General features: G+C 70.3%; 21 protein-coding genes. 10 read left to right on the top strand and 11 right to left on the bottom strand.

All coding sequences use genetic code 11. The features are described 5' to 3' along the window. Position 1: 1 nt before the first annotated feature. From ACH34Q_RS11985 to ACH34Q_RS12000, 4 genes are all read right to left on the bottom strand, one after another. On the bottom strand, positions 2–973 hold the full coding sequence (locus tag ACH34Q_RS11985; protein ID WP_395982912.1) for an ABC transporter substrate-binding protein: 972 nt from the start codon (positions 971–973) through the stop codon (positions 2–4). Positions 974–1,186: 213 nt separating this feature from the next. After that, entirely contained in the window at positions 1,187–4,786 is a 3,600-nt protein-coding gene (locus tag ACH34Q_RS11990; protein WP_395982913.1) for a WD40 repeat domain-containing serine/threonine protein kinase, read from the bottom strand. Between the two features lie 155 nt (positions 4,787–4,941). Next, positions 4,942–5,283: a hypothetical protein gene (locus ACH34Q_RS11995; RefSeq protein WP_395982914.1), complete on the bottom strand. Its 342-nt coding sequence runs from the start codon at positions 5,281–5,283 to the stop codon at positions 4,942–4,944. Between the two features lie 61 nt (positions 5,284–5,344). Beyond that, positions 5,345–6,967 carry an ABC-F family ATP-binding cassette domain-containing protein gene (locus ACH34Q_RS12000; protein ID WP_395982915.1) on the bottom strand — a complete coding sequence of 541 codons (1,623 nt, stop codon included), beginning with the start codon at positions 6,965–6,967 and terminating at the stop codon, positions 5,345–5,347. Positions 6,968–7,267: 300 nt separating this feature from the next. On the opposite strand from ACH34Q_RS12000, the gene ACH34Q_RS12005 reads away from it, so the two are divergent. Continuing rightward, positions 7,268–7,633: an MmcQ/YjbR family DNA-binding protein gene (locus ACH34Q_RS12005; RefSeq protein ID WP_395982916.1), complete on the top strand. Its 366-nt coding sequence runs from the start codon at positions 7,268–7,270 to the stop codon at positions 7,631–7,633. 7 nt (positions 7,634–7,640) lie between these two features. Here the strand turns inward: ACH34Q_RS12005 and ACH34Q_RS12010 are convergent, their stop codons facing one another. From ACH34Q_RS12010 to ACH34Q_RS12025, 4 genes are all read right to left on the bottom strand, one after another. Then, positions 7,641–8,495: an SAM-dependent methyltransferase gene (locus tag ACH34Q_RS12010; protein ID WP_395982917.1), complete on the bottom strand. Its 855-nt coding sequence runs from the start codon at positions 8,493–8,495 to the stop codon at positions 7,641–7,643. An 82-nt stretch (positions 8,496–8,577) separates the two neighbouring features. Further along, the gene (locus tag ACH34Q_RS12015) at positions 8,578–10,092 is read right to left on the bottom strand and encodes a protein kinase (RefSeq protein ID WP_395982919.1); all 1,515 of its coding nucleotides are present in this window, start codon (positions 10,090–10,092) and stop codon (positions 8,578–8,580) included. Between the two features lie 78 nt (positions 10,093–10,170). Further along, positions 10,171–11,169 (bottom strand): LLM class flavin-dependent oxidoreductase, encoded by a 999-nt coding sequence (locus ACH34Q_RS12020; RefSeq protein ID WP_395982920.1) that lies wholly within the window; start codon positions 11,167–11,169, stop codon positions 10,171–10,173. Positions 11,170–11,186: 17 nt separating this feature from the next. Further along, positions 11,187–11,486, bottom strand: coding sequence for an ArsR/SmtB family transcription factor (locus ACH34Q_RS12025; protein ID WP_395982921.1), 300 nt, complete (start codon positions 11,484–11,486; stop codon positions 11,187–11,189). 81 nt (positions 11,487–11,567) lie between these two features. Here ACH34Q_RS12025 and ACH34Q_RS12030 point away from each other — a divergent pair, with 81 nt between their 5' ends. From ACH34Q_RS12030 to ACH34Q_RS12040, 3 genes are all read left to right on the top strand, one after another. Then, a complete protein-coding gene (locus ACH34Q_RS12030; protein WP_395982922.1) occupies positions 11,568–11,705 on the top strand; it encodes a hypothetical protein in 138 nt (45 codons plus the stop codon). A 119-nt stretch (positions 11,706–11,824) separates the two neighbouring features. Continuing rightward, positions 11,825–12,325 (top strand): hypothetical protein, encoded by a 501-nt coding sequence (locus tag ACH34Q_RS12035; protein ID WP_395982923.1) that lies wholly within the window; start codon positions 11,825–11,827, stop codon positions 12,323–12,325. After that, entirely contained in the window at positions 12,325–12,858 is a 534-nt protein-coding gene (locus tag ACH34Q_RS12040; RefSeq protein ID WP_395982924.1) for a hypothetical protein, read from the top strand. The genes ACH34Q_RS12035 and ACH34Q_RS12040 overlap by 1 nt, the downstream gene beginning before the upstream one ends. A 37-nt stretch (positions 12,859–12,895) precedes the next feature. On the opposite strand, the gene ACH34Q_RS12045 is transcribed toward ACH34Q_RS12040, so the two are convergent. Continuing rightward, the gene (locus ACH34Q_RS12045) at positions 12,896–13,519 is read right to left on the bottom strand and encodes a TetR/AcrR family transcriptional regulator (RefSeq protein ID WP_395982925.1); all 624 of its coding nucleotides are present in this window, start codon (positions 13,517–13,519) and stop codon (positions 12,896–12,898) included. Positions 13,520–13,667: 148 nt separating this feature from the next. Here ACH34Q_RS12045 and ACH34Q_RS12050 point away from each other — a divergent pair, with 148 nt between their 5' ends. Next, complete coding sequence (locus ACH34Q_RS12050) at positions 13,668–15,173, top strand: LVIVD repeat-containing protein (RefSeq protein WP_395982926.1); 1,506 nt, start codon at positions 13,668–13,670, stop codon at positions 15,171–15,173. Continuing rightward, positions 15,170–15,820 (top strand): DUF305 domain-containing protein, encoded by a 651-nt coding sequence (locus ACH34Q_RS12055; protein ID WP_395982927.1) that lies wholly within the window; start codon positions 15,170–15,172, stop codon positions 15,818–15,820. Before ACH34Q_RS12050 ends, ACH34Q_RS12055 begins: the two co-directional genes overlap by 4 nt. A 164-nt stretch (positions 15,821–15,984) precedes the next feature. On the opposite strand, the gene ACH34Q_RS12060 is transcribed toward ACH34Q_RS12055, so the two are convergent. Continuing rightward, entirely contained in the window at positions 15,985–16,458 is a 474-nt protein-coding gene (locus ACH34Q_RS12060; RefSeq protein ID WP_395982928.1) for a hypothetical protein, read from the bottom strand. Positions 16,459–16,598: 140 nt separating this feature from the next. Continuing rightward, positions 16,599–17,843: a hypothetical protein gene (locus ACH34Q_RS12065; protein ID WP_395982929.1), complete on the bottom strand. Its 1,245-nt coding sequence runs from the start codon at positions 17,841–17,843 to the stop codon at positions 16,599–16,601. Between the two features lie 410 nt (positions 17,844–18,253). On the opposite strand from ACH34Q_RS12065, the gene ACH34Q_RS12070 reads away from it, so the two are divergent. From ACH34Q_RS12070 to ACH34Q_RS12085, 4 genes are all read left to right on the top strand, one after another. Beyond that, positions 18,254–19,204 (top strand): acyl-ACP desaturase, encoded by a 951-nt coding sequence (locus ACH34Q_RS12070; protein WP_395982930.1) that lies wholly within the window; start codon positions 18,254–18,256, stop codon positions 19,202–19,204. An 84-nt stretch (positions 19,205–19,288) separates the two neighbouring features. After that, positions 19,289–20,899: an SLC13 family permease gene (locus tag ACH34Q_RS12075; protein WP_395982931.1), complete on the top strand. Its 1,611-nt coding sequence runs from the start codon at positions 19,289–19,291 to the stop codon at positions 20,897–20,899. Between the two features lie 375 nt (positions 20,900–21,274). Continuing rightward, complete coding sequence (locus tag ACH34Q_RS12080; protein WP_395982932.1) at positions 21,275–21,547, top strand: hypothetical protein; 273 nt, start codon at positions 21,275–21,277, stop codon at positions 21,545–21,547. Continuing rightward, positions 21,537–21,947 carry a TerD family protein gene (locus ACH34Q_RS12085; RefSeq protein WP_395982933.1) on the top strand — a complete coding sequence of 137 codons (411 nt, stop codon included), beginning with the start codon at positions 21,537–21,539 and terminating at the stop codon, positions 21,945–21,947. Before ACH34Q_RS12080 ends, ACH34Q_RS12085 begins: the two co-directional genes overlap by 11 nt. Positions 21,948–21,977: the final 30 nt, after the last annotated feature.

A 21,977-nucleotide genomic window follows, 5' to 3' on the forward strand; every position in this document is an offset into this window, starting at 1 on the left:
CTCAGCCACCGGACCCGTCGGTGATCGAGACGTCGACCAGGTGGTCCTTCACCTTGAGGCTCTTTCCGAACGCGCCCTGCTCGTGGAAGAAGTCCCACTGCCGCTGCACGGCCGCGACGTTGATGGCCGCGCCCGGCGGGCGGTAGAAGTCGTCCTTGGTGAGCAGGTACTTCTTGAGCAGGTCCGGCGGCATCTTGGTGGCCTTGCTGCTCGCCGCGATGACGGCGTCGCGGTTGGCGGGGTCGTTGACGTACTTGGCGACGGCGGCGAAGTCGTCCATGAAGCACTTCACGGCGCGCGGGTTGTCCTTGACGTACTCACCGCGGAAGCCCTGCAGCAGCTGGACGAACGGGTCGATCACATCGACGATCCGGAACATCGGGCGGTACCGCCCGGTCGCGGTGATCTGCGAGTAGAACGGCTGCGGGAACGGGCCGAACACGAACCGCCCGGCCTCCATGCCCTCCACCGCCTGGCCGAACGGGACCTCGACCTTCTTGTAGTCCTTGTTCGGCTCCAGCCCTGCCTTCGCCTTGAGGTAGTAGTCCTGGACGTAGTCGGTGGAGGCGCTGACGGCGACCGTCGACAGCGTCTTGCCGGCCAGCTCGCCGGGCGTTCTGATGGCCTTCGGCACCATGTAGGCGGTGGAGAAGTGGGACCGGCGCTCCTCGATGAACTCGCCGGTGAGGACGATGTCCGCGCCTTTGTCGAGACCGTTCGCCGCCGACAGCCCGCCGACCGTGGCGCCGTCGAGCGTCCCGGCGGCCAGCCCCTGCACGCCGGGCGCGGTACCGGCGAACTGGCGCCACTCGATCTTGTAGCAGGTACCCAGGTTGGGAGCGGTCCCGGGATTCGCCTGCATGACGTACTTGATCTCCTCGGCGGGGATGCCCCAGCCCATCCTGATCGTGGGCGTCCCTTCGTCCGCATCGCCACCGCAGGCCGCCACCAGCAGTGTCAGACCGGCCAGCACCGCACACCCTCGTCGCATCCCGATGAGTCCCTTTCGCTCGACGTGCGCCGCCGCCCGCTAAGAGCGTTTCTCTAACTTGAGCGCTTGTCGATGCCTCCCCGGGTCCTACTTCGGCCCCGGCGTGGGCCTGTTCGGGAATGCGCGGAAGCCGTGCCACCCCCGCCCGGGGCGCGGGGGGGGGGGGGGCCACGGCCGAAATCCGGTGCCCTCAGGTCAGCAGGTCTTCCGGTACTCGATCCCGTTGCCCTTGCGCACGTACTCGTTCCACTCCTGCCGGGTCAGCGACCCGGTCTTCTTGCAGAGCGTCTCCTTCAGGAGGCGGGGGCCGACGATGTGGGTGACGAGGCTCGCGTCGTCCTGGCCCACGCTGTGGACGCGGGTGCCGTCAGGACTGAACGCCAGCGACTGGATCACCGTGTCGTAGCTCGTCGTGTGGCCGGTCAGCGCGAGCCCGAGGTGGCGCTGGGTCCGCACGTCCCAGATATCGATCCTGCCCTTGACGTCGGCGGTGGCGGCCAGCCGCCCGTCCGGTGAGATCGCCGTGATCGGGGTCTTGCTCTTCGGCAGCCGGATCGCGTTGCCCTTCTGCTTGAGGGTCCCGGCGTCCCAGAAGATGAGGGAGGTCTGGTCGCCTCCGCCCTCGACGGTGGCCAGGGTGGCCTGCGGGCCGAGCGCCTGTACGGACCGGCCCACCACCAGGTCGCCCGGCGGGATGATCGTCTTGCCGGACGGGAACGCGACCACCCCGAGATCGTGCCCCGCGGTGACCCGGCGGCCGTCCTTGCTCCAGGCGAGCCTCGTGGTCGATTCCATGGGTGTCACGGCGGGTTTCGGGGACCGTGCCTCGCCGAGCCGGCGCCCGGTGGAGGTGTCCCAGAACGCCAGTACGGTCGGCTTGGTGGACGCCACGACGGCCACCGCCTTGCCGTCGGGCGAGAACGAGGGCAGCGGCCTGCCGCCCAGCACCGGCGGACCGGCGTTGAACGTGGCGCGCTTGGTGCGGGCCCGCACGTCCCAGATCTCGACCGTTCCGTCCTTGCCGGGCAGGGCGAGCAGCCGGCCGTCGGGCGAGAGCGCCATCTCGGGCTCGACGGGATGGCCGATGGCGAGCTCGGCACGGCGGGCGCGGGTCGCGGTGTCCCAGATCTGCACGGCGCTGGGGTCGGTGCCCGTGGTCGTGGGGACGCGGACGGCCAGGGTGGTCCCGTCCTGGCTGATCGTCGAGTGGACGCCGAACGGGGAGAACCGGAGCCGCTGGGTGAAGCCGGACACGTCGATCGACCGGATCCGGTTCTCGTGGTCGACGCAGCGCAGGCTCGTCCCTTCGCGGTCGAACCGGGTGCCGTTGCACATGGCGTCGGGCGTGTACTGCAGATGCGGACCCTCGTTGGTGCCGGGCTCGGTGCTCCACATCGTCATGTCCGTGGCGATGTAGTTGCCGTCCCGGCTGAAGTCCAGGCCCTGCCCATCGACGCCCTTGGGGACCGACAGCGTCGTCCGGATCTCCCGGGTCTGCGCGTTGATGACGACGATCGTGTTCTCGGCGCGGGTCGCGAGGAAGCGGCCGTCCGGGCTGAAGGTCGTGTCACGGAGCTGCCGGGCGTCGGCGAACGGGTACTGGTTGGGGCGGTTGTGCATGCCGCTGACCTCCTTACCGGTGGTCAGGTCCCACCAGGCCAGCCGCACGGTCTTCTTGCCGGTCTCCAGCGCCATGACCATGTACCGCTCGTCCTGGGGAAGGGCCGGGCCCCACACGCCGGACTTCCCCTTGGCGCGGAACAGCTCCCGCCCGGTGGCGGTCTCCAGCACCGTGATCTGGCCGTCGAGCGTCTTGATCAGCTTGTTTCCGGTGGGACTGAGCCAGAGCCCGGAGCCCACCGCGTGCTTGTACGGCAGCGGGCTGGCGGTCCCCTTCGCCACGTCCCAGAACGTCATGGTGCCGTCCCGCTGGAGGACGAAGAGCCGGCCGCCGTCGAGGGTCAGGTCCATGCCCATGATCGGCGCGCCCGGGATGCTGATCGTGCGCAGGACCTTCCGGGCGCCGGGGTCGGCGAAGACGACCTTCCGCTGGTCGCGCTTCCAGAAGACGTTCGGGCCGGCGGCCGGCGGCTCGAAGTGGTTCCACGAGCCGTCCAGGCCCGCCGGCCTCCAGATGTCCTGCTCCCACTGCGAGGACAGGGAGAGCAGCGCGTCGTGCGTCTCCGTGGTGTCCGGGGCGAGGGACCCGGCGGCGACGGCGAGGCGGCGCGCGAGGGTGGGGTTGGTACGCCGCATCTGGACGGCCTGTGTGGCGAGCTGCTTGCCCACGGCCGAGTCGCGCTGCTCGGAGACGCGCGCGTTGGCGCTGCTGAGGTTGAAGCTCTGGACGCCCGCCGCGGTGCCGGCGAGCGTGGCGACCAGGAGCAGGGCGGCGAGCGCGGCGGTCACGATGGTCCTGGTCCGGGCCCGGCTGCGGGTCTGCTCGGCCGACGCCTCCAGGAACGCGCGTTCGGCGAGGTTGAGCGTGAGCTGGCGGCGGCCGGTGGACGCCCAGCTCAGGGCCTCGTCCAGGCTCGATCCCTGGAGCAGGTCGGCGGGCTTGCGGCCGTTGGCGTTCCAGCGGCGCGCGGAGTCGGCCAAAGCGTGGTGGCCGTTCAGTCCGTGGCGTTCGGCCTCCACCCAGTCGCGCATGCGGGGCCACGCGCGCAGCAGGGCGGGAGTGCCGATCCCGACGGCCTGTCCTTCGACGTTGCGGAGCAGGCCGACATCGCCGAAGGCCTGCAGCACGCGTTGCACGGTGTTGTGGTCGGTCTCGCCGTCCGCGAAGTCGCCCAACGGGACCGTACAGAGGACGTCGTCGGCGTTGGGACGGGCGACGACCATCCGGAGCAGGATGCGCGGGACGGCCTGCTGCGTGTGCGGATCGAGCTTGCCGTAGACCTGCTCGGCGAGGTCCGGCAGCGACGGCGGCAGCGTCATCGACGGCTGGACGCTCTCGGCGGCGGCCTGCTTGCCCGCTTCGAGCGGGTTGCCGGTCTCGCCGCCGATCAGGCCGACGAGGATGTCCTCTGGGGACGGCCGTTCGGCCGGGTCCTGGCTGAGCGCGGCCTCGACGAAACCGCGGAGCGGCTCGCTCAGCATGCCGGTGTCCGGCCTGGTGGTGGTGATCTGGTGCATCAGCACCGGCAGGGTCTCGCCGTCGAACGGGGGCCTGCCGTTCGCGGCGAACAGCACGACCGCGCCCCAGGCCCACACGTCGACGGCGGGCGTGGCCCGTTCGCCGCGGAACAGCTCGGGCGCCATCCAGCGCGGGGTGCCCTTCAGCTGCCCGGTGGCGCTGCGCGACATCTCGTCGGTCTTGGCGATACCGAAGTCGATCACGCGCGGGCCGTCCGGGCCGAGCAGCACGTTCGCCGGTTTCAGGTCGCGGTGGATCACGCCCGCGCGGTGGATCGACGACAGCGCGGTCGCGATGCCGATCGCGAGCCGGTAGAGCTCGCCGGAGCCGTACCCGCCGTTGTGGTCGACCCAGCCCTGCAGGTCGGGGCCGGGTACGTACTCGCTGACGATGTACGGGGGAAAGTGGTCCAGGTCGGCCTGGATGATCCGGGCCGTACAGAACGAGGCGACGCGCTGGAGCGTCGCGACCTCCTTGCGCAATCCGCTGCGGACCTTCTCGCTGACCGCGTCGGCGTGCAGTGCCTTGACCGCGACTCGATCGCCCTGCGCGTCATAGCCTTCATAGACGACTCCCTGACCGCCGGCGCCCAGTCGCGCCGCCAGCCAGTAGCCGCCGAGCTGTCGAGGATCTCTCTCCAGCAGGGGGGCAACCATGTATTCGCATCCTCGGGGAAGGTGGGCCGGAGTCCGGCCGTCCGGCCATGCCAAAAGAACATTCTTGTCCTTTTGCCACGTACGACGGAAGCCGGGGGAGTGAAGTTCGGTGAACGTCCGGGAAACTCGCCGTACGGGAGGGCCCGGCGCCGCCGTCAGGTGATCCAGCCGCCGGCGCGCGCCCGGTCGAGCACCTGCTCGGCCTCGCGGCTGTCGAGCATCTCCAGGCCGCGGACGGCCCAGAACCGCAGCGACTCGTCCGTGGCCTGGAGCTGCTCGCCGAACACGCCCAGCGCCTTCGGCGACATGGCCTCGGCGATGAGCTCCAGCAGCCGGCGGCGCAGGCCGTGATCGTCCCGCTCCGCCGCGAACGCCGCGATCAGCTCGTCGACGTACGCGTCGGCGTGCTCGCGCAGGAAGTCGAACGCGTCCTCCCGTACATGCGGGTCGGTCTTCCGCATGAGCTGGACGGCTTGATCGAAACGGCGCTGCGACATAGGAGGAGCTTACGAGCAGCCACCGTCACCCGACCGGCGGCACCGGCGGATCGGCGGTCGTTCAGAGCCGGAGCACGGGCCAGGCCGCGGTGTCGCGCAGCAGTTGCCGGTCGTGCGTGGCCAGGACGACCGCGGCACCCGTCGTGCCGAGCGCCTCGGTCAGCTCCCCCACCAGCGTCATCGACAGGTGGTTGGTCGGCTCGTCCAGCAGCAGGACGTGCGGCCGCGCCGCCAGCAGGACGGCCAGGTCCAGCCGGCGCCGCTGGCCGATCGACAGCTCGCTCACCGGCCGGCGCGCGGCGGCCGAGGGCAGCAGGCCGAGGTGCGCGAGACCGAGCCGTTCGGCCTCCGGCAGCTCGCCCGAGGCGACGAGCCGGTTCACGGCCGCGTCGTACACCTCGTGGGCGCGCCGGTGCGATGGCGGCGCCGACTCCTGCGAGAGCAGCCGGACCCGCAGGCCTCGCTTGCGCTGTACGGTCCCCGCGTCGGGCACGAGCGCGCCCGCCAGGGCCGATAGCAGGCTCGACTTGCCCGAGCCGTTGACGCCGGTCACCACCAGACGATCGCCCGCGCGCAAGAGCACCGGCTCCGGCAAGGAGAACCTGCCCCGTACCGACAGCTCCTCGGCCCGCAGCAGCGGGCCCGCCGGCGTGGTGTCGAGCTTGGGCGGCTGGAAGCGCAGCGGCGGCTCGGGCACGTCCATGACATGCGCTTCGAGCTGCTCCTGGCGCCGATGGACCGCCCGTACGAGCGCGGGCGCCCGGGTCGCGCGCGTGTGCTTGCCGGTCCCCTTCTCAGGCCGCCATCCGGTGGACAGCCGGTTCTGCGCGGACGTGAGGTCCTGCGCCAGCCGCCGGCGCTCGGCCTGCTGATCGCGATACTCGTTCTCCCAGCGTTCCCGCTCGGCGCGATACCCGTCCTGGTAGCCGGCGTACCCGCCGCCGTAGACCCGCGGCCGCCCGTCCCGGGTGGGGTCGAGGTCGAGGACCGCGGTGACGACGTCGGCCAGCAGGACCCGGTCATGGCTGACCAGGACCACCCCGCCCGGATGCTCCCGGAGCCGGACGGTCAGGTGGTCCAGGCCGGAGGCGTCGAGGTGGTTGGTGGGCTCGTCCAGGAGCAGCAGATCGTGTCCGGCGCCCAGCAGGCAGGCCAACCGGATCCGGTAGCGCTCCCCCACCGACAGGGCGTCCAAGGGCCGGGTACGGTCATCGACCGCGCCCAGGGCGGCGAGCGAGATCTCGACCCGCCGGTCGGCGTCCCAGGCGTCGATGGACTCCACGGCCGCCAGCGCGGCGGCGTACTCCCGCTCGGCATCGGGACGGCCCTCGGCGAGCGCGAGCGTCGCCGACTCGAACCCGCCCAGCACCGCGCGTACCTGGGCGAGCTCGACGTCGATCAGATCACCCACCGTGCGGCCGCCGCCGGCGGGCATCTCCTGGTCCGCGACGCCCAGGGTGCCGACCCTGTGCACCGTGCCGGAATCGGGGACGAGGGTCCCGGCGAGCACCTGCAGCAGCGTGCTCTTGCCTCGTCCGTTCTCCCCCACGAGCCCGAGCCGGTATCCGGGAGAGACGGTCAGATCGACACCGGTCAGGACCGGCTTGCCACCACGGGCGAGATGCACATCGGTGGCGTTGAGATGGGCGCGCGAACGAGCCCGTTCCACAGTGACGGTGGACATACTTCCTCCACGGCAGGACTCACCGCGCCGGCACGGGCAGGACACGTGGCGACGGGGAATCCGCAAAGAATCGAGAGATGACAGCACAGGTGATCGGCCGCCTCCCCGGGCCCGTCGAAGGGGCTGCACCGGGGCATGATCGGCGGCCGAGGCCGTCACTCTCAGAGGAAGTAGTGGTACTGCATGCAACCAATGTAACAGACGAGGCCGTACATAACGGGCGCCGAGCACCGCGTCGGCGCGATAGGAAGGCACTGAAGAATGGTCGGTACGCCGGCAGGAACAGAAGGAGCGAACGGCGTGAGTGATGCGATCGCACGACTGCGGGAGATCTGCCTGTCGCTGCCGGAGGCGGTCGAGAAACCGTTCGGCGGGCACACGGCCCCCTCGTTCCGGATCCGCGACAAGCTGTTCGCGATGACCAGCGAGGACGGCCTGACGATGATGGTCAAGGCCGGGCCAGGGGTGCAGGAGGCCTTGGTCGCGGACGCCCCGGAACGCTTCTTCGTCCCGGCGTACGTGGGCGGCAAGGGCTGGGTGGGCGCACGGCTGGACGTGGACCAGGACTGGGACGAGATCGCCGAACTCGTCGAGGACAGCTACCGCCTCATCGCCCCCAAACGCCTCGCCGCGCTCGTGGACCGTCCAAGCCCCGAATCGGACTGAGCCGCCGCTAGGGCTTGTACGCCACTCCCGCGATACCGACGCTCGGGACGTCGTCGTTCTCGGCCTGGACCGGGGCGTCCGGTCGCCAGCGGTGCGGGGGCACCAGCCCGGGCTCGACCGGCTCCAGTCCGTCGAAGAAGCCCTTGAGCTGCTCGATGCCGCGCAGGTGATGGGCCACGGCACCGGTCGCCGCGTACTGGCGCAGCGCCTCCACCGCCCGCTCGTCGCTGTCATCGCCGTCCGCGTGCACCAGGTAGCTGCCCGGCGGAAGCGCGTCCAGCAGCGTCCGCACGATCTCGCGGGCCCGCTCGTACGAGGCGATGTGCCCGGTGATCCCCATCAGCATGAGCGCGACGGGCCGTTCGATGTCCAGAAGCTTCCGGGCCCGGTCGATGATGGCGCCGGGGTCGTTGAGGTCGGCGTCCAGGTAATGGCACTCGCCCTCGGGACTGCTGCTCAGCAGCGCCCGCGCGTGGGCCAGCACCATCGGATCGTTGTCGATGTAGACGATCCGGCATTCCGGGGCGACCCGCTGGGCCACCACGTGCGTGTTGTCGACGGTGGGCAGGCCGCTGCCGATGTCCAGGAACTGCCGGACGCCCGCCTCCCCCGCCAGAAACCGCACGGCGCGCCCCTGGAACCCCCGCGAGATGCGGGCCACCTTGGGCTGGAACGGGAAGATCTCGGCGACCCGCGCGCCCACCTGCCGGTCGATCTCGTAATTGTCCTTGCCGCCCAGCCAGTAGTTCCAGATCCGCGCCGAATGCGGCACGCTGCTGTCGATCTCCGGTGGCAGGCCACCGACCTGCGGATCCATGCTCATCATCGCCCACCCGTCGTCCGGAAGCCCAACACCGATCATCAGTGTGCTTTCCGTCCCGGCACCACGCGCCACCCTGGCCACACCCGGCCGCGTACCGGGCGCCCGGTACGGCGGCGGACCTTCAGCCGGGCAGGGCCAGCAGGGCACCGACCGTGGTCTCGTGACCCCAGCCCGGGAGTACGCGGGTCACCGGCGGCAGTTGGGCGAGCAGTGCACCGTGCTCCCGGCGATGCCTCGGATCGGGCGTCTGGAGCGTGAAGCCCGTGAACAGGACGTGCAGTTCCTCGCTGTAGAGCCAGACGCTTCCTCGAACCTGGCTGGGCACGTCGAGCACCGTGAGCCGCACATCGCCGATCTCGAATTCCTCGCCGCGTTTGAGGAGGGTGTCGGGTCGCGCCTTCCGAAGTGCCCTGCGCAGGCTCGGGTCGGCCGTGTGGACGGAGTGCCGGTCGAAGTGGGCGCGCCAGCCCGGCAGGGCGGCCTGGGGCAGGGCGACGTAGGCGTGGGCGGAGACGTTCCGGGCGTTCTGCACATGGACCTCCTCACCGTCGGTGAGGATGACCGCCACTGCGTCCCGGACCCCGACGACCTGGCCGATGGCGTCCACCCGGTACGCCGGGTCGATCACGAAGACCTCATCGTCGTCGCCCACGATGTAGGTGTTGGCCTCGGCTCCGTACCCGCTGGTGACGACCTTCTCGACGCGTGTGCGGCCAGGCCCGTACGGCAGGTGCGGTGGCGCGGGCGCGGCCGGCGGGAACGCCGCCACCTGTGCGGGCGCCGGCCGGGACGGCGGCGTCCAAGAAGGCTGGACGGTGGCGGCCGCGCGCAGCAGATCCGCGATCGTACGGGCACCGGCCGGACGTGCGCCCGGGTCCTTGGCCAGCATCGCGTCCACCAGCCGGTCGAGCTGATCGGGAAGGTCCGGGCGCAGCGACCGGATCCTCGGCGCCGGTTCGAACACGATGCCGCGGACGAGCACCGGGAACGAGTCGGCCTCGAACGGCGTCCGGCCGGTCAGCAGCGCGAAGAGGAGCACGCCCAGCGCGTACAGGTCGGCCCGGAAGTCCAGATCGCCGCCGCTCTCGAACTGCTCGGGCGCCATGTAGGCGGGGGTCCCGATCACCGCGCCGCCGGTCAGGTCGGTGATCTGGCCGGCGTGCCGCGCGATCCCGAAGTCCAGCACCATCACGTGGTCGCCGGCGAGCAGCATGACGTTGGAGGGCTTGATATCGCGGTGCACGACGCCCTGGTCATGGGCCGCCCCCAGCGCGTCCGCCGCCTGCGCCGCGATCCGCAGCGCCCGTTCGACCGGCAGGCCGCCCGGATGCCGCCGGATCACGGCGGACAGGTCGTCGCCGTCCAGCAGTTCCATCACCAGGAACAGCAGCCGCCCGTCCTCGCCGGCATCGTGGATCACCACGATGTTGGGATGCCGGAGCCGGGCGCTGATCTCGGCCTCGCGCTGGAACCGCTGGGCCAGGCGGAGATCGGTGTCCGCCGGCTCGGCGAGCAGTTTGACGGCCACCGGCCGGCTCAGGCGCGTATCGACCGCGCGCCAGACCTCGCCCATGCCACCGTGTCCCAGCGGGGACTCCAACCGGTATCGGTCCGCCAGTACGAGTCCGCTCCGCACCGGTTCACTAACCTGCCGAGTCCCTCCGCGGTCGTTCGGGGCGTACGCCCCCGTACGGCAACCTACCGGCGATCTCGGTCAGCGCAGCGCATCGGCCATCGCGCCCGCGGTCAGCTCCACCGACCGCACCCGGTCGTCGGGGCGCATCGTGTGGTGCGCCAGGATCAGCTCGTCGGCCTGCGCGGACGCGGCGAAGTCCTCCAGGTACGCGCGGACCTCGGCCGGCGTTCCGGCCGCGGTGTACTGGGCCATGGCGGCGAGGTTCCTGCCGTTGGGCGAGACGAGGAACGCGTCGATCTCGGCATCGGTGAAGTCGACGGGCGACGACCTGCCCTGCGACAGCATCATCCGTGTCCGCGACCGCTGGGCGATGGCCTGCTGCTCGACCGCGTCATCGTGGTCCTCGGCCGCGAACACGTTGACGCCGGCGATGACGTACGGCTCGGCCAGCTGGTCCGACGGCTTGAACGTGTCGCGGTAGACCTCCACCGCGCGGTGCAGGGCGTCAGGGGCGAAGTGGGACGCGAAGGCGTACGGCAAGCCGAGCTGCGCGGCGAGCTGGGCGCCGAACAGCGACGAACCCAGAATGTAAAGCGGCACCACGCCGTCCGCGTGCGGCACGACCCGCACACCCCGGAGGGACTTGCCCTCCAGGTAGGCCCGCAGCTCCAGCACGTCCTGCGGGAACGAGTCCGCCGAGGACGGGTCACGGCGCAGGGCCAGCATCGTCGTCTGGTCGGTGCCCGGCGCGCGGCCGAGGCCGAGGTCGATACGTCCCGGGAACAGCGTCTCCAGGGTGCTGAACTGCTCCGCGATCACCAGCGGCGAATGGTTCGGCAGCATGATCCCGCCCGAGCCGAGCCGGATGGTGTCGGTCTGCGCCGCGACATGGCCGATGACGACGCTGGTCGCACTCGAGGCGATGGACGCCATGTTGTGGTGCTCGGCGTACCAGACCCGCCGGTAGCCGCCGCGCTCGGCCGCCTGGGCGAGCGCGACACTGGCGGCCAGGCTCTCGCGCGCGCTCTGGCCGGGCGCGATCAGCGCGAGGTCCAAGAGGGACAGGACTGGGGACATGGGTCACCTTCCGTGCGTCAGAGGACGCGGTGGAGTCGTTCGGTGAAGGCACGGATGCGCTCTTCGTCCCGCCGGTAGTACGTCCACTGCCCGCGCCGGGTCGCCCGGAGGAAACCGGCGCGCTGCAGGATCGCCAGGTGGGCCGACATGGTCGAGGCCGAGGTGCCCGCCTTCTGCTGGAGCAGGCCGACGCACACGCCGAGTCCGGCGGTCTCCACCGGCCCGGCCGGGAAGTTCGCCTCCGGATCCCTGAGCCACTCCAGGATGCGCAGCCGCGTCTCGTTCGCCAGGGCCTTGCACTCGACGAGCACCCGCACCGCCCTTCGTTATTTCGCTAACTAACGAAATTATCCGCTCCCGGCCCCCGTCGCACCGTGACCCTCTTCACAGTGCCGCGCATGACCTCCGCACGGCACCGACCGGAACCACGAGACCTCGAAGGCGCACCGCTGATTCAGAGCTTCTGGGAGTATTTTTTGTGCAGTGTCACCATCGAGATCATCATTGCCCGGGAACCCAAAGATGACTTCTTCTGATGCGTGCAGCAGTTGCGAAAGAGTTCGGTGTCTTGCAGGGACCGCTGATCACGGAGCCGTACGCAATGCCACGTACTGAGAACGGCAGGGTGATGATGCGGTACGGCCGCTCGGGGGTCGTGATCGGCGCGATCGCTCTGGTGGTGGTCAATGTCTTCGCACTGCCATGGGCCATCTGGAAGCCGTTCGTCTCGCCCGCCTCCATCTCCGCCTGTTCGGTCCTTCCCGCCTCGGCGCTGGAGCGGGTCTTTCCCAGCGGCGCCGTCCGTTCCGGCGACGGGCCCGTGTGCTCGGTGGGGCCTGCCGGTCAAGCCGGCGGAAGGCCACGGCTCGAGGTGACACTCATCGGTGACGGGATCGTCGGCGCCGTCCGAGCGCATGAGGACGGCCTGCGCAGGGACGCCGCTGAGCACGTGGTGCGCCCGGTCTCCTCGGTGGGCGACGCGGCCTATTCATGGGTGTCGATCGAATCGTTGGGCGTCTTCAACGCGGAGGTCAACGGCAGAATGGGCGGCCATCGGCTGAGGGTATCGATCTGGGGTCCCGCGGCGGTCTCCGCCGCCGATGCCGAGGCGCTGGCCGTCTCGGTGGCCGGGGCCGTGGCGCGGCAGGTCCGGTGATGAGACGGCCCCTGGTCTTCGAGCGGAAGGACACCCTGATACTGCTGGCCGCGGTGCTGCTGTCCGCCGCGACCCTGAGTGTCCTGGCCTGCGGTTGGTGGGGGGCAAGGGCGGCGCCGTCACCGGCCGCGATCGCCGTCCCCCCTCCGCTGCCGGACCTGTGCCGGGACTTCCCGCATGCGGTACGGGACGATCTGGTGCCGTCCTCCCGGATCGACCACCAGGTCCTCGACCGCAACAGAACGGCGTGCGGCTGGCGTACGGCCGGTACGCGCCCGGTCTCCCTGAGGCTGGAGATCGTCAGGGCCCGGTCCGTGGACGAGGCCAGGCGGGGCATGACGCGCCGGCAGGACCCTGAGGGTGTCCCGCTGCGGGATGTGGGCGATGAGGCGTTCATCCGGCAGGATGCGGGCGCCGTGGAGATCGTGGCCCGCGAGGGGACGCTGGTGCTGACGGCCGATTACTCCGATGGCGGCAAGACGTCGGCCGTCCAGCGGGTCGCCGCTGAGTTGCTGCGGCTCTCGCGCGGATAGGGGCCAAGGCGCTGCCGTTGCCCGGTCCCGCCTCCCGTCACGATGACGCTCTTACCGGTGAGACCGATGGTGGTAGTCCCAGGGCGGGGGCTATCACGTGGTCCACGTAGCCGTGCAGGAAGGCCGTGTCGAAGGTGTCGCCGAAGAAGTCCTCGCCGCCGAGGGCGCCCAGCAGCATGTTCTTGACGTACGGGATGGCCTTGCAGTCGGTGGCCAGTTCGCCGCGGGCGATGCTGCGGGTGAGCAGGGCCTCGAGGGCGAGGAGCCCCGGCTTCACGAAGTGCTCGCGGAAGGCCGCCATCAGGCGGGGGTCGCGGTGGATGGCCTGCGCCATCGCGCGGTTCATCTCGCGGTCCAGGACCGTGCTGCCCGGGAACCGGTCGACATAGGCCTTCAGATCACCGATCAGGGTGCCGGTGTCGATGTGGGCCTGCAGTTTGCCCAGCGAACGCACGGCCGCGATCACCAGGTCCGGTTTCGCTCCCCACTGCCGGTAGATCGTGGCCTTGCTCATCCGGGCCCGCGCGGCGACCGCCTCCACGCTGAACGTTTCGTAGCCCACCTCCCGCAACTGTTCGAGCACTAGTCCGAACAGCTGTGCTTCGCGGTCGGGTGAGATCCGGCTCCTGCGGGTTCGCGCGGCGTTTGTACCAGGCGCCACAAAACCTCCTCGCCAATACTCACCTGGACCTACTTAACAGTTTGCAAGTAGACCCTTACAGTGAGGTGGTCTCTTAAGAGAACGCTAGCGTTTCGCTAGCGGTTCCATCGTACCGACTCGGGACACCCCCACCGCTCGAGGAGTCGCCATGAGGTCCCTGCCCCGTCCAGCCGCCAGCGGCGCGAGCCCCGCCCGTCCACGAAGGTGGGTGGCCGGGGCACTCGCGCTGGCCGCGGTCACCCTGTCGCTCACGGCCGGTGGCATCGAGCGGGCCGCCGCGGGCGCTCCGGTCGACACCACGGTGGCCCCGGCCGACTGCGGTCCCGGGTCCGCACCCGAGACCGGGCTGCAGGGACAGGTCCCGCTGTCCGACCGCACCAGCGGACGCAGCCAGCGGGGCTACGAGTGCAACATGGAGCTGATCAGCCGGTACCAGGGCCAGGGGCAGGGGACGGTCGGCGCCTCGTACGGTAAGTGCCAGTACCTCGGAACGATCCTGCCGAGCGCCGTGACGGCCAAGCGGCCGGGCGTCAACGTCATCGACATGTCCGACCCGCGCAACCCGAAGCTGACCGACTCGCTGCGGAGTCCGGCGACGCTCGCGGGGACGTGGGAGACGCTCAAGGTCCACGAGGGCCGCGGGCTGCTGGCCGCGGTGTCGGTCGGCGCCCTGACCGGCGGGTTCTTCGTCTCGGTGTACGACATCAAGACCGACTGCGCCCATCCCCGGCTGCTGAACGGGATCCGCGGGACCAAGCTGACCATGCCGGGCCTGTTCCCCGGCCATGAGGCGAGCTGGTCGCCGGACGGCCGCACCTACTGGACGACCGGAACGGTCGGCGGCACCATCGCCGCGCTGGACATGACGAATCCGGCGTCCCCGCGCGTGGTCTACAACGGCATCACCGGCCTCGCGAACCATGGCGTCGGCGTCAGCCCCGACGGCAACCGGGTCTACGTCGCCAATATGCCGACGGGCATCATCACGTTCGACGCCAGTGACGTCCAGCGCCGCAAGCAGCAGCCGCAGCTGCGCCGCGTGTCGGAGGTCTCGTGGCCGGACGGCCTGGTCACCCAGCACGCCATCCCGTTCACCGATCGCGGCCGGCCGTACCTGGTGGCCGTGGACGAGCTGGGCTCGGGCGGGGTACGGATCCTGGACATCTCCGACGAGCGCAAGCCCGCGACCGTCCGGCAGCTCAAGCTGGAGATCAACCGGCCCGAGCACGTCAAGCTGCGCGGAGCCGACAACGCCAAGAACGGGATCTTCGGGTACGACTCGCACTACTGCACCCTCGACCGTCCCACCGATCCGACCGCGCTGGCCTGCGGCTGGGCCCAGTCGGGGATCCGGGTCTTCGACATCCGCGATCTGAAGAGCCCGCGTGAGATCGCCTACTTCAACCCGCCCGCGCAGGTCGGCAAGCGCGACCACCTGCGCAACTCCGCGCACGCGTTCGTGCCGTTCGGGGCCTACTTCTCCGACATCCTCGGCGGCTCGCCCGACACGCCGCCCTACTTCGGCGAGACGGACATGACGGCCGACTGGTGCATGTCACCGCCGCGCTTCGACGGCGACCGGCTCTGGGTCTCGTGCGACGACAACGGCGCGCTGCTCCTGCGGTTCACCAACAACGCCTACCCGTTGCGATGAACGCGCGGCGCAACGCCGGCCGGGTGCTCTCGGCCTTCGCGTTCATGGTGCTCGGTGCCGGGGGCGTGATGCTGCTGCCCGATAACGGGCCGTCGCCGGCCGAGGCGCGCGCCTCGGCCGGCGGCGCGGTCGACATCGGCTTCAGCCAGGACATGATCGTGCATCACCAGCAGGCCGTCACGATGGCCCAGGCCGTCCGCGGCCGGACGAGCCCGTCGGTGTCCCAGCTGGCCGCCACGATCGAGCTCAACCAGATCAAGGAGATCGGCCAGATGCAGGGCTGGCTGGCCCTGTGGAACGCGCCCCAGGTGCCGTCCGGCCCGCCGATGACCTGGATGGCCACCGGCGACCGCGGCCATGCCGGCCACCGCGCGACCGGTGGCGCGATGCCGGGCATGGCCTCGCTGCGGGAGGTGGAGGGCCTCGGCGAGGTCAAGGGCAAGGACGCGGACGTCCGGTTCCTGCAGCTCATGATCCGCCATCACCAGGGCGGCCTGATCATGACCGGCGCGGCGGCCCGTACCGCGGCCAACCCGCAGGTACGCGCCCTCGCGACGCGCATGACCGCCGAACAGCACCAGGAGAACGCCGTGATGGCCGGCCTTCTCGCAGCCCTCGACCACCGCCCTCTCGCTCCACCGGCCTGACCCGAGGCGTCTCAGCACCAGCGGGAATCCGCTCGCTCGCTGGTGCGACGCCCTGCCCGGCCCACGTCCTCACCCGAAGGTGGCGCCGCCCGGCACGTCCGGCCAGGCCACGTCATCGACGGGCGGGACGGGCTGGGCCGGGTCGCGTTGCACCAGGCACGTGGTCAGCAACTCGCTTCGGCGGCCTTCCTGAATTCGGCTGGGCTGTAATACGTATCAGGCTGCGTGCCCGTCTTCGATTCGGATGCGTGGGTCAGCACCGCGCCAGAGCGGAGCCGGGACAGGCTCGCCGCCGTCACCGAGGAGCCGCCGAAGGTGTAGGCGCTGTCACTGTCCCCACTTCGCAGCTTGTAGACCTCGCCCGGCGTGAACGCGCCGAACGGTGCGCCCATCCAGCGCCAATCGCCTGGTGGCGCGTGCAAGGGCACCTCGGCGTGGGTCCCCCGCAACTTCGTGCGCGGCTCTAGCCGGAAATTCCGCACTTTCGAGGAGGGCCCCGTGGTGAGCTCGACATGGTCCGGGGGATGCCCCGGGCACCAGGCCAGTACCACCACCGCGCGGCCCGCCGCATCGACGGTGACGCCGACCGCTCCCTTCTTCGCCGGAGAACACCCGGCCAGCGCATAGCCCGCGACCATGACCGTACATACCGCCCATACCGCCCGTACTGTCCCCATGCCTAGCAGACGCCTGCGTCGGGCCGCGGGTTCGCGAAATGGGCGACCAACATGCCGGGCCACCTGGTGCGGAGCCCTCCTGTCCAGCGCGTGCCCGCCCGTCAGGTTCGCTGAAGTGCCCGGAACGCGTCGGTCCACGTGCGGTTCCGCCCCGGCAGACCGCCGGTGCCGGGCAGCACGGTGTACGGGCAGAACAGGCTGTTGAACAGCCACGGGGTCGATTCCGGGCCGAAATCGCGCACCATCGCGGCGTCCTGCGCCACTCCGTAGGTCGCGACCGCCAGCCTCCCGGTCCGGCGGAAGCCCTCGACCTGGTCCCGCAGGAAGTCCTTGCCGGCCTGGAACCACGGGCACGCGGCAAGGAAGTCGTCCCACTTCCGCTGGGTGAACGGCTGGTCGATGGCGTTCCTGACCACCATCCACACGGGCATGCCCCGGTGCCCCGGGTACCGCTCGGCGAAGGCGTCCGGGACCAGATCGCTCAGGTGCTTCTTCCAGAGCAGCACCAGCGAGAACTCGGTGGCCAGGAATCTCTGCTCGGGACGCATCCGGGGCAGGACGTAGTCGAGATAGCGCTGACCGGCCCCAGGGGACGGCAGATGCGGATGGATGTCCACACCCTCGATGGAGGGCGTGTCACGTACGAACCCCATCCAGCGCTCGACGGCGGGCGTCCGTCCTCGGGGCAGGTCGAGGCGGTTCAGCGCTCCCATGTAGAGCCGGGTTCTGCACCTGTTCCCGAAGTGCTCGGCGCGATAGGCGATGACGTGCCGCGCGACGGTCTCGTAGAAGACGTTGAGCCGGGCGTCGCGATCCTCCATGCGGGTCTCGATGAACGGTTCGTTGCCGATCGCCAGGATGTCGACCCGGTCCAGGACGATCGGCAGCACCTTGTCCAAGCGTTCGAGTTCGGCCGTCAACGCGGCACTGCCGGCGGCCGGGAGCGGCCTGCGGGTGAAGGGGAACTTCAACGACAGCACGGTGCCGTATCCCCTGCCGGAGGCCGTCAGCAGCGTCCGGATCACGGGCCGGTCCGCCGGCGGGCCCTTTCCCGCGTCGGGCATGGCGAAGAATCCTCGCAGCCAGGTCGCCGATACCTCCCGCAGCTGGGAGAAATCCATACCGCTCGGATCCCCGTTGAAATTCGCCCCGAGCACACCCTCGGGAGGAGGGGCTGTGACACGGGCGGTTCCTCTTTCCCGCGAGCCGTCATCGTCCCCGTTCAGCGCGACGAATCCGGCCGTGCCCGCGGCGACCAGGCCCACCCCGCCGGCCGCACCGAGCAGGCGCCGCCGCGAGAACGCGTTCCCTCCGCCGGAGCCGCGCGCCCCGAACCGGTCACTCATCACGCACTCCTCATGTCACCGAGTCGATCGGCGAGAGGCCGCCATGCTGACAGCCATGAACGACGCCCCGCAAACGAGCACGGGCCTGCCGGACCTGCGGCCCCTCGGCTGGAACGAGAAGGAAGGCTCCATCGCCACGTGAGAAATCCAGCACAAGGGATCCAGCACAAGGGGACGGGAACGGGCGTCCCGGGTACTCAGGCGCGAGGTGAGCATCTTTCTTGTCGGGCCGGCACAAAGCACAGGGCACCGGAACGCACGTGAGCGACAAGCCACCCCTGTCGCGGGTGACTACGATGACCGGCCGAGGGTGCGTTCACCACGAAGATCACGGAAGGCCGACCGCCGCGGTCCGGCGGGCGTTCTGCCGCGTGCCCCGCCTCATCGTCCTGTGAATGAAGGGGTCGGGCATGTCGATCGCACCTGTTTCCAAGTCCGAGGTGGAGCTGTTCATCGAGCTGGAGCCGACGGTGGAGAAGGAGGTCAACCGGCATATCTCGATGGCGGAGGAATGGTTCCCGCACCAGTACGTCCCGTACAGCGACGGCCGGACCTATTCGGGCGTCCTCGACGGCGAGGGCTGGGAGCCCGGCGACTCGAAGGTGTCGCCCGAGTCCCGTGAGGCACTGCTGGTCAACCTGCTCACCGAGGACAACCTGCCCGGCTACCACTTCGCGCTGCGGAGCGTGTTCGGGCAGGAGGGCCCGTACGGCTACTGGACGAACCGGTGGACGGCCGAGGAGAACAAGCACGGCATCGTCATCCGCGACTACCTGACGGTGACGCGGGCCATCGACCCGGTCGCGCTGGAGCGGGCCCGGATGCAGCACCTCCAGGTCGGCTACGCCATGCCGCACGGGCAGGACATGCTCCGGGGCGCGACGTACGTGGCGTTCCAGGAACTGGCGACGCGGATCTCGCACCGCAACACCGGCCGGGCGTCCGGCGATCCGCTGTGCGAGCAGATGATGGCGCGGGTCGCCAAGGACGAGAACCTGCACATGATCTTCTATCGCAACTTCATCGGCGCGGCGTTCGAGGCCGCGCCGAGCGAGGCGCTGCGCGCCGTCGCCGACGTGGTGACCACGTTCGAGATGCCGGGCAACACCATCGACGGCTTCCTGCGCAAGTCGGTGTCCATCGCCAACGCCGGCATCTACGACCTGCGGCTCCACCACGACGAGGTGCTCCAGCCCATCCTGCGCAAGTGGGGCGTCTTCGACCTCACCGGCCTGGACGCCGAGGCCGAGCAGGCCCGCGAGAAGCTCGCCGCCTACCTGGAGGGCATCGACCAGGCCGCCGCCAGGTTCGAGGAGCGCCGCGCCGCGCGGCTGGCCCGCAAGGCGGCCCGCCAGGCCTGACCGGCACCTCGGGGGCTTTGGAACGCCACGTCACGGGTATCACGGAAATGCCCGTTCGGGGGGTGAGCTCCTAGAGGTGGCCGGATGACCTCCGACGAGACCGTACCGCGCGCCAGAACGGACGTGGCCAAGGCCCTGCTGGGACAGGCCACCTACCGAAGTCTGGGGGAACAGCGGCTCTCCCCCGCCGAGGAACGGTTCGAGCGGGGCCGCCGGACCACGGGGCTGTGGCTGGCACCGCTGGTGACCGCCGCGTTCCTGGTCCTGCCGCTGGACATGCCGCCCTCCCAGCAGACGCTCGCCGGGATCCTGCTCGGTGTGATCGTCATGTGGGTCACCGAGCCGGTCCCGATCCCGGTCGGCGGGCTCATCGGGGTGGCGGCGATCGTGCTGTTCGGGGTCGTCCCGGCGGACGAGGCGCTCGAGCCGTTCGGGTCCACGACGATCTTCACGTTCATCGGGGCGTTCATCCTCGCGCAGGCGATGCTGAAGCACGGCGTCGCGCGGCGGTTCGCCTTCTTCATCCTGTCGCTGCCCGGCGTCGGCGGGTCCACCTTCCGCCTGATCACCGCGTTCGGCCTGATCACCTGCGTGCTGTCGGCGTTCGTGTCCAACACCGCCACCGTCGCGATGCTGCTGCCGACCGCGCTCGGCATGCTGACGGTCATCGCCAAGATGCTGCAGGACCGGGGCATGGTCGCCGAGGACTTCGACCCGGCCCGGCTGCGCGTCGGCGCGGCGCTGGTGCTGATGCTCGCCTACGGCGCCAGCGTCGGCGGCCTGCTCACGCCGGTCGGCAGCCCGCCCAACCTGATCGGCCGCGGGCTGATCGAGGAGGCAACCGGCGAGCGGATCTCGTTCGCCCAGTGGATGCTCACGGCCCTGCCGCTGTGCGCGCTGATGTTCGTGGTGCTCGTCGTCGTCCTGCTCCTGCTCAACAAGCCCGAGATCCGGCGGATCGAGGGCGTGGAGGAGTACATCCGGCACGAGCGCGCCGAGCTCGGGTCGATGTCGCGGGCGGAGAAGAACACCCTGCTCGCCTTCGGCGTCACCGTCGCGCTGTGGATCCTGCCCGGCATCGTGGCGCTCGCCGCCGGCACCGACTCCCCGGTGTACGAGACGTTCAGCGGACGGCTCAACGAGGGCATCGTGGCGGTACTCGGCGCGTCGCTGCTGTTCCTGCTGCCCACCCATTGGGGCCGCCGCGAGACCACGCTCAACTGGAGCGACGCGGCCCGCATCGACTGGGGCACGATCCTGCTGTTCGGTACCGGCATCATCTTCGGCTCGCTGCTGGAGGACACCGGGCTGGCCAAGACCATCGGCAACGAGGCCTCCGGCGCGCTGGGCCTGTCGAGCCTGTTCGCCATCACCGCCTTCGCCGTGGTGCTCGCGATCGTGATCTCGGAGACCACCAGCAACACCGCCTCGGCCGCGGTGGTGGTCCCGATCATCATCCCGATCGCCGTCGCCGCCGGCGTCGACCCGTTCGTCCCCGCATTGGCCGCCACCTTCGCCGCCTCGTTCGGGTTCATGCTCCCGGTCTCCACCCCGCAGAACGCCATCGCGTACGGCTCGGGCGTCGTCCCGATCACCACGATGATCCGGTCCGGCTTCGGCTTCGACATCTTCGGCGCGATCCTGATCATCCTCGGCCTGCCGCTGATGGTCGCGCTCACCGGGATCGGCGGCTGACCCGGCGGCGGACGGCCGTCCTGGCAGGTAGTGGACAGCGACGGACACGCGCCTGACGTGGAGTGGGAGACTGCCGGGCACGGGAGGCACCAATGGGTTTCGGGTTTCGTGTCGGTGTTCCAGGAATGAGCGTGCGGGTCTCGCCACGAGGGGTGCGCACGTCGGTCGGCCCTCGGGTCGCGCGGATCAGCACGGGCGGCGGCGGTACGCGCGTTTCCAGCGGCATGGGACCGTTCTACGCCTCCACCTCGCTCAGCGGCGGGCGCAAGAGGACGACCACGCGGCGCGCCCCGGCGCGGCGGCCCGCCTCTCCTTCGGCTGCGCAACTGGAACGTGCCAGGCGGTACGCCGAACGCGCCCAGCAGGCGGAGCAGCGTGCGGCCGGCCGCCGGATGCGCCGTGGGCGTCCAGGACGCGGTGCTTTCGGTGGTGATGCGGCAGCAGGACCTCGACACCCTGCCCGAGCAGTCCCCCGGCCTCACGCCCAGCGGGCAGCCGACGCTGAAGAAGCTGACCAACCGCGACCGCATGCTGTGGTGGCTCACCATCATGGGCTCCAACGTCATCGCCACCCTCAAGGAGGCGCTCGCCACCGCGCCCGGCATCGCGGCCGCTGCTGACCGGCGCGGACGGGCGCGTGACCGGTGACGAGGACTTCCTCTTCTACAACCACCCCACCGCAGCGCACGGCGCCGCGCGGCTGCTCGGCAAGCAGATCGAGGGGCCGTACAGGGTCGAACGCGCCGCGCTCCATCTCGCCGCGCTGCCCCCGCACGTCCAGCGCGTGGTGGTGTCCATCAACATGGACGTCGACACCGGATTCGGCTGTGACGCCCTGACGCACGCCTCCTTGATGATCGACTGCATCACCGGTGCCTCATGGCGGTTCCCGGCCCCGGCCGGCCCCGATATCAGGGCGATGGTCATGGCCGAGTTCTATCGGCACATCGTCAACGACGGCCCCGTCTGGAAACTGCGCGCGGTGGGGCAAGGCTGGTCCGACGGCCTGAACGGCTTGGCCCGCGCCCACGGCGTACACGTGGACTGATTCGGCCTCCACCCCTTGGCGAGGATTGCC

This window comes from Actinomadura sp. 9N407 (genome assembly GCF_044326315.1).
Taxonomy (GTDB): Bacteria; Actinomycetota; Actinomycetes; order Streptosporangiales; family Streptosporangiaceae; genus Spirillospora.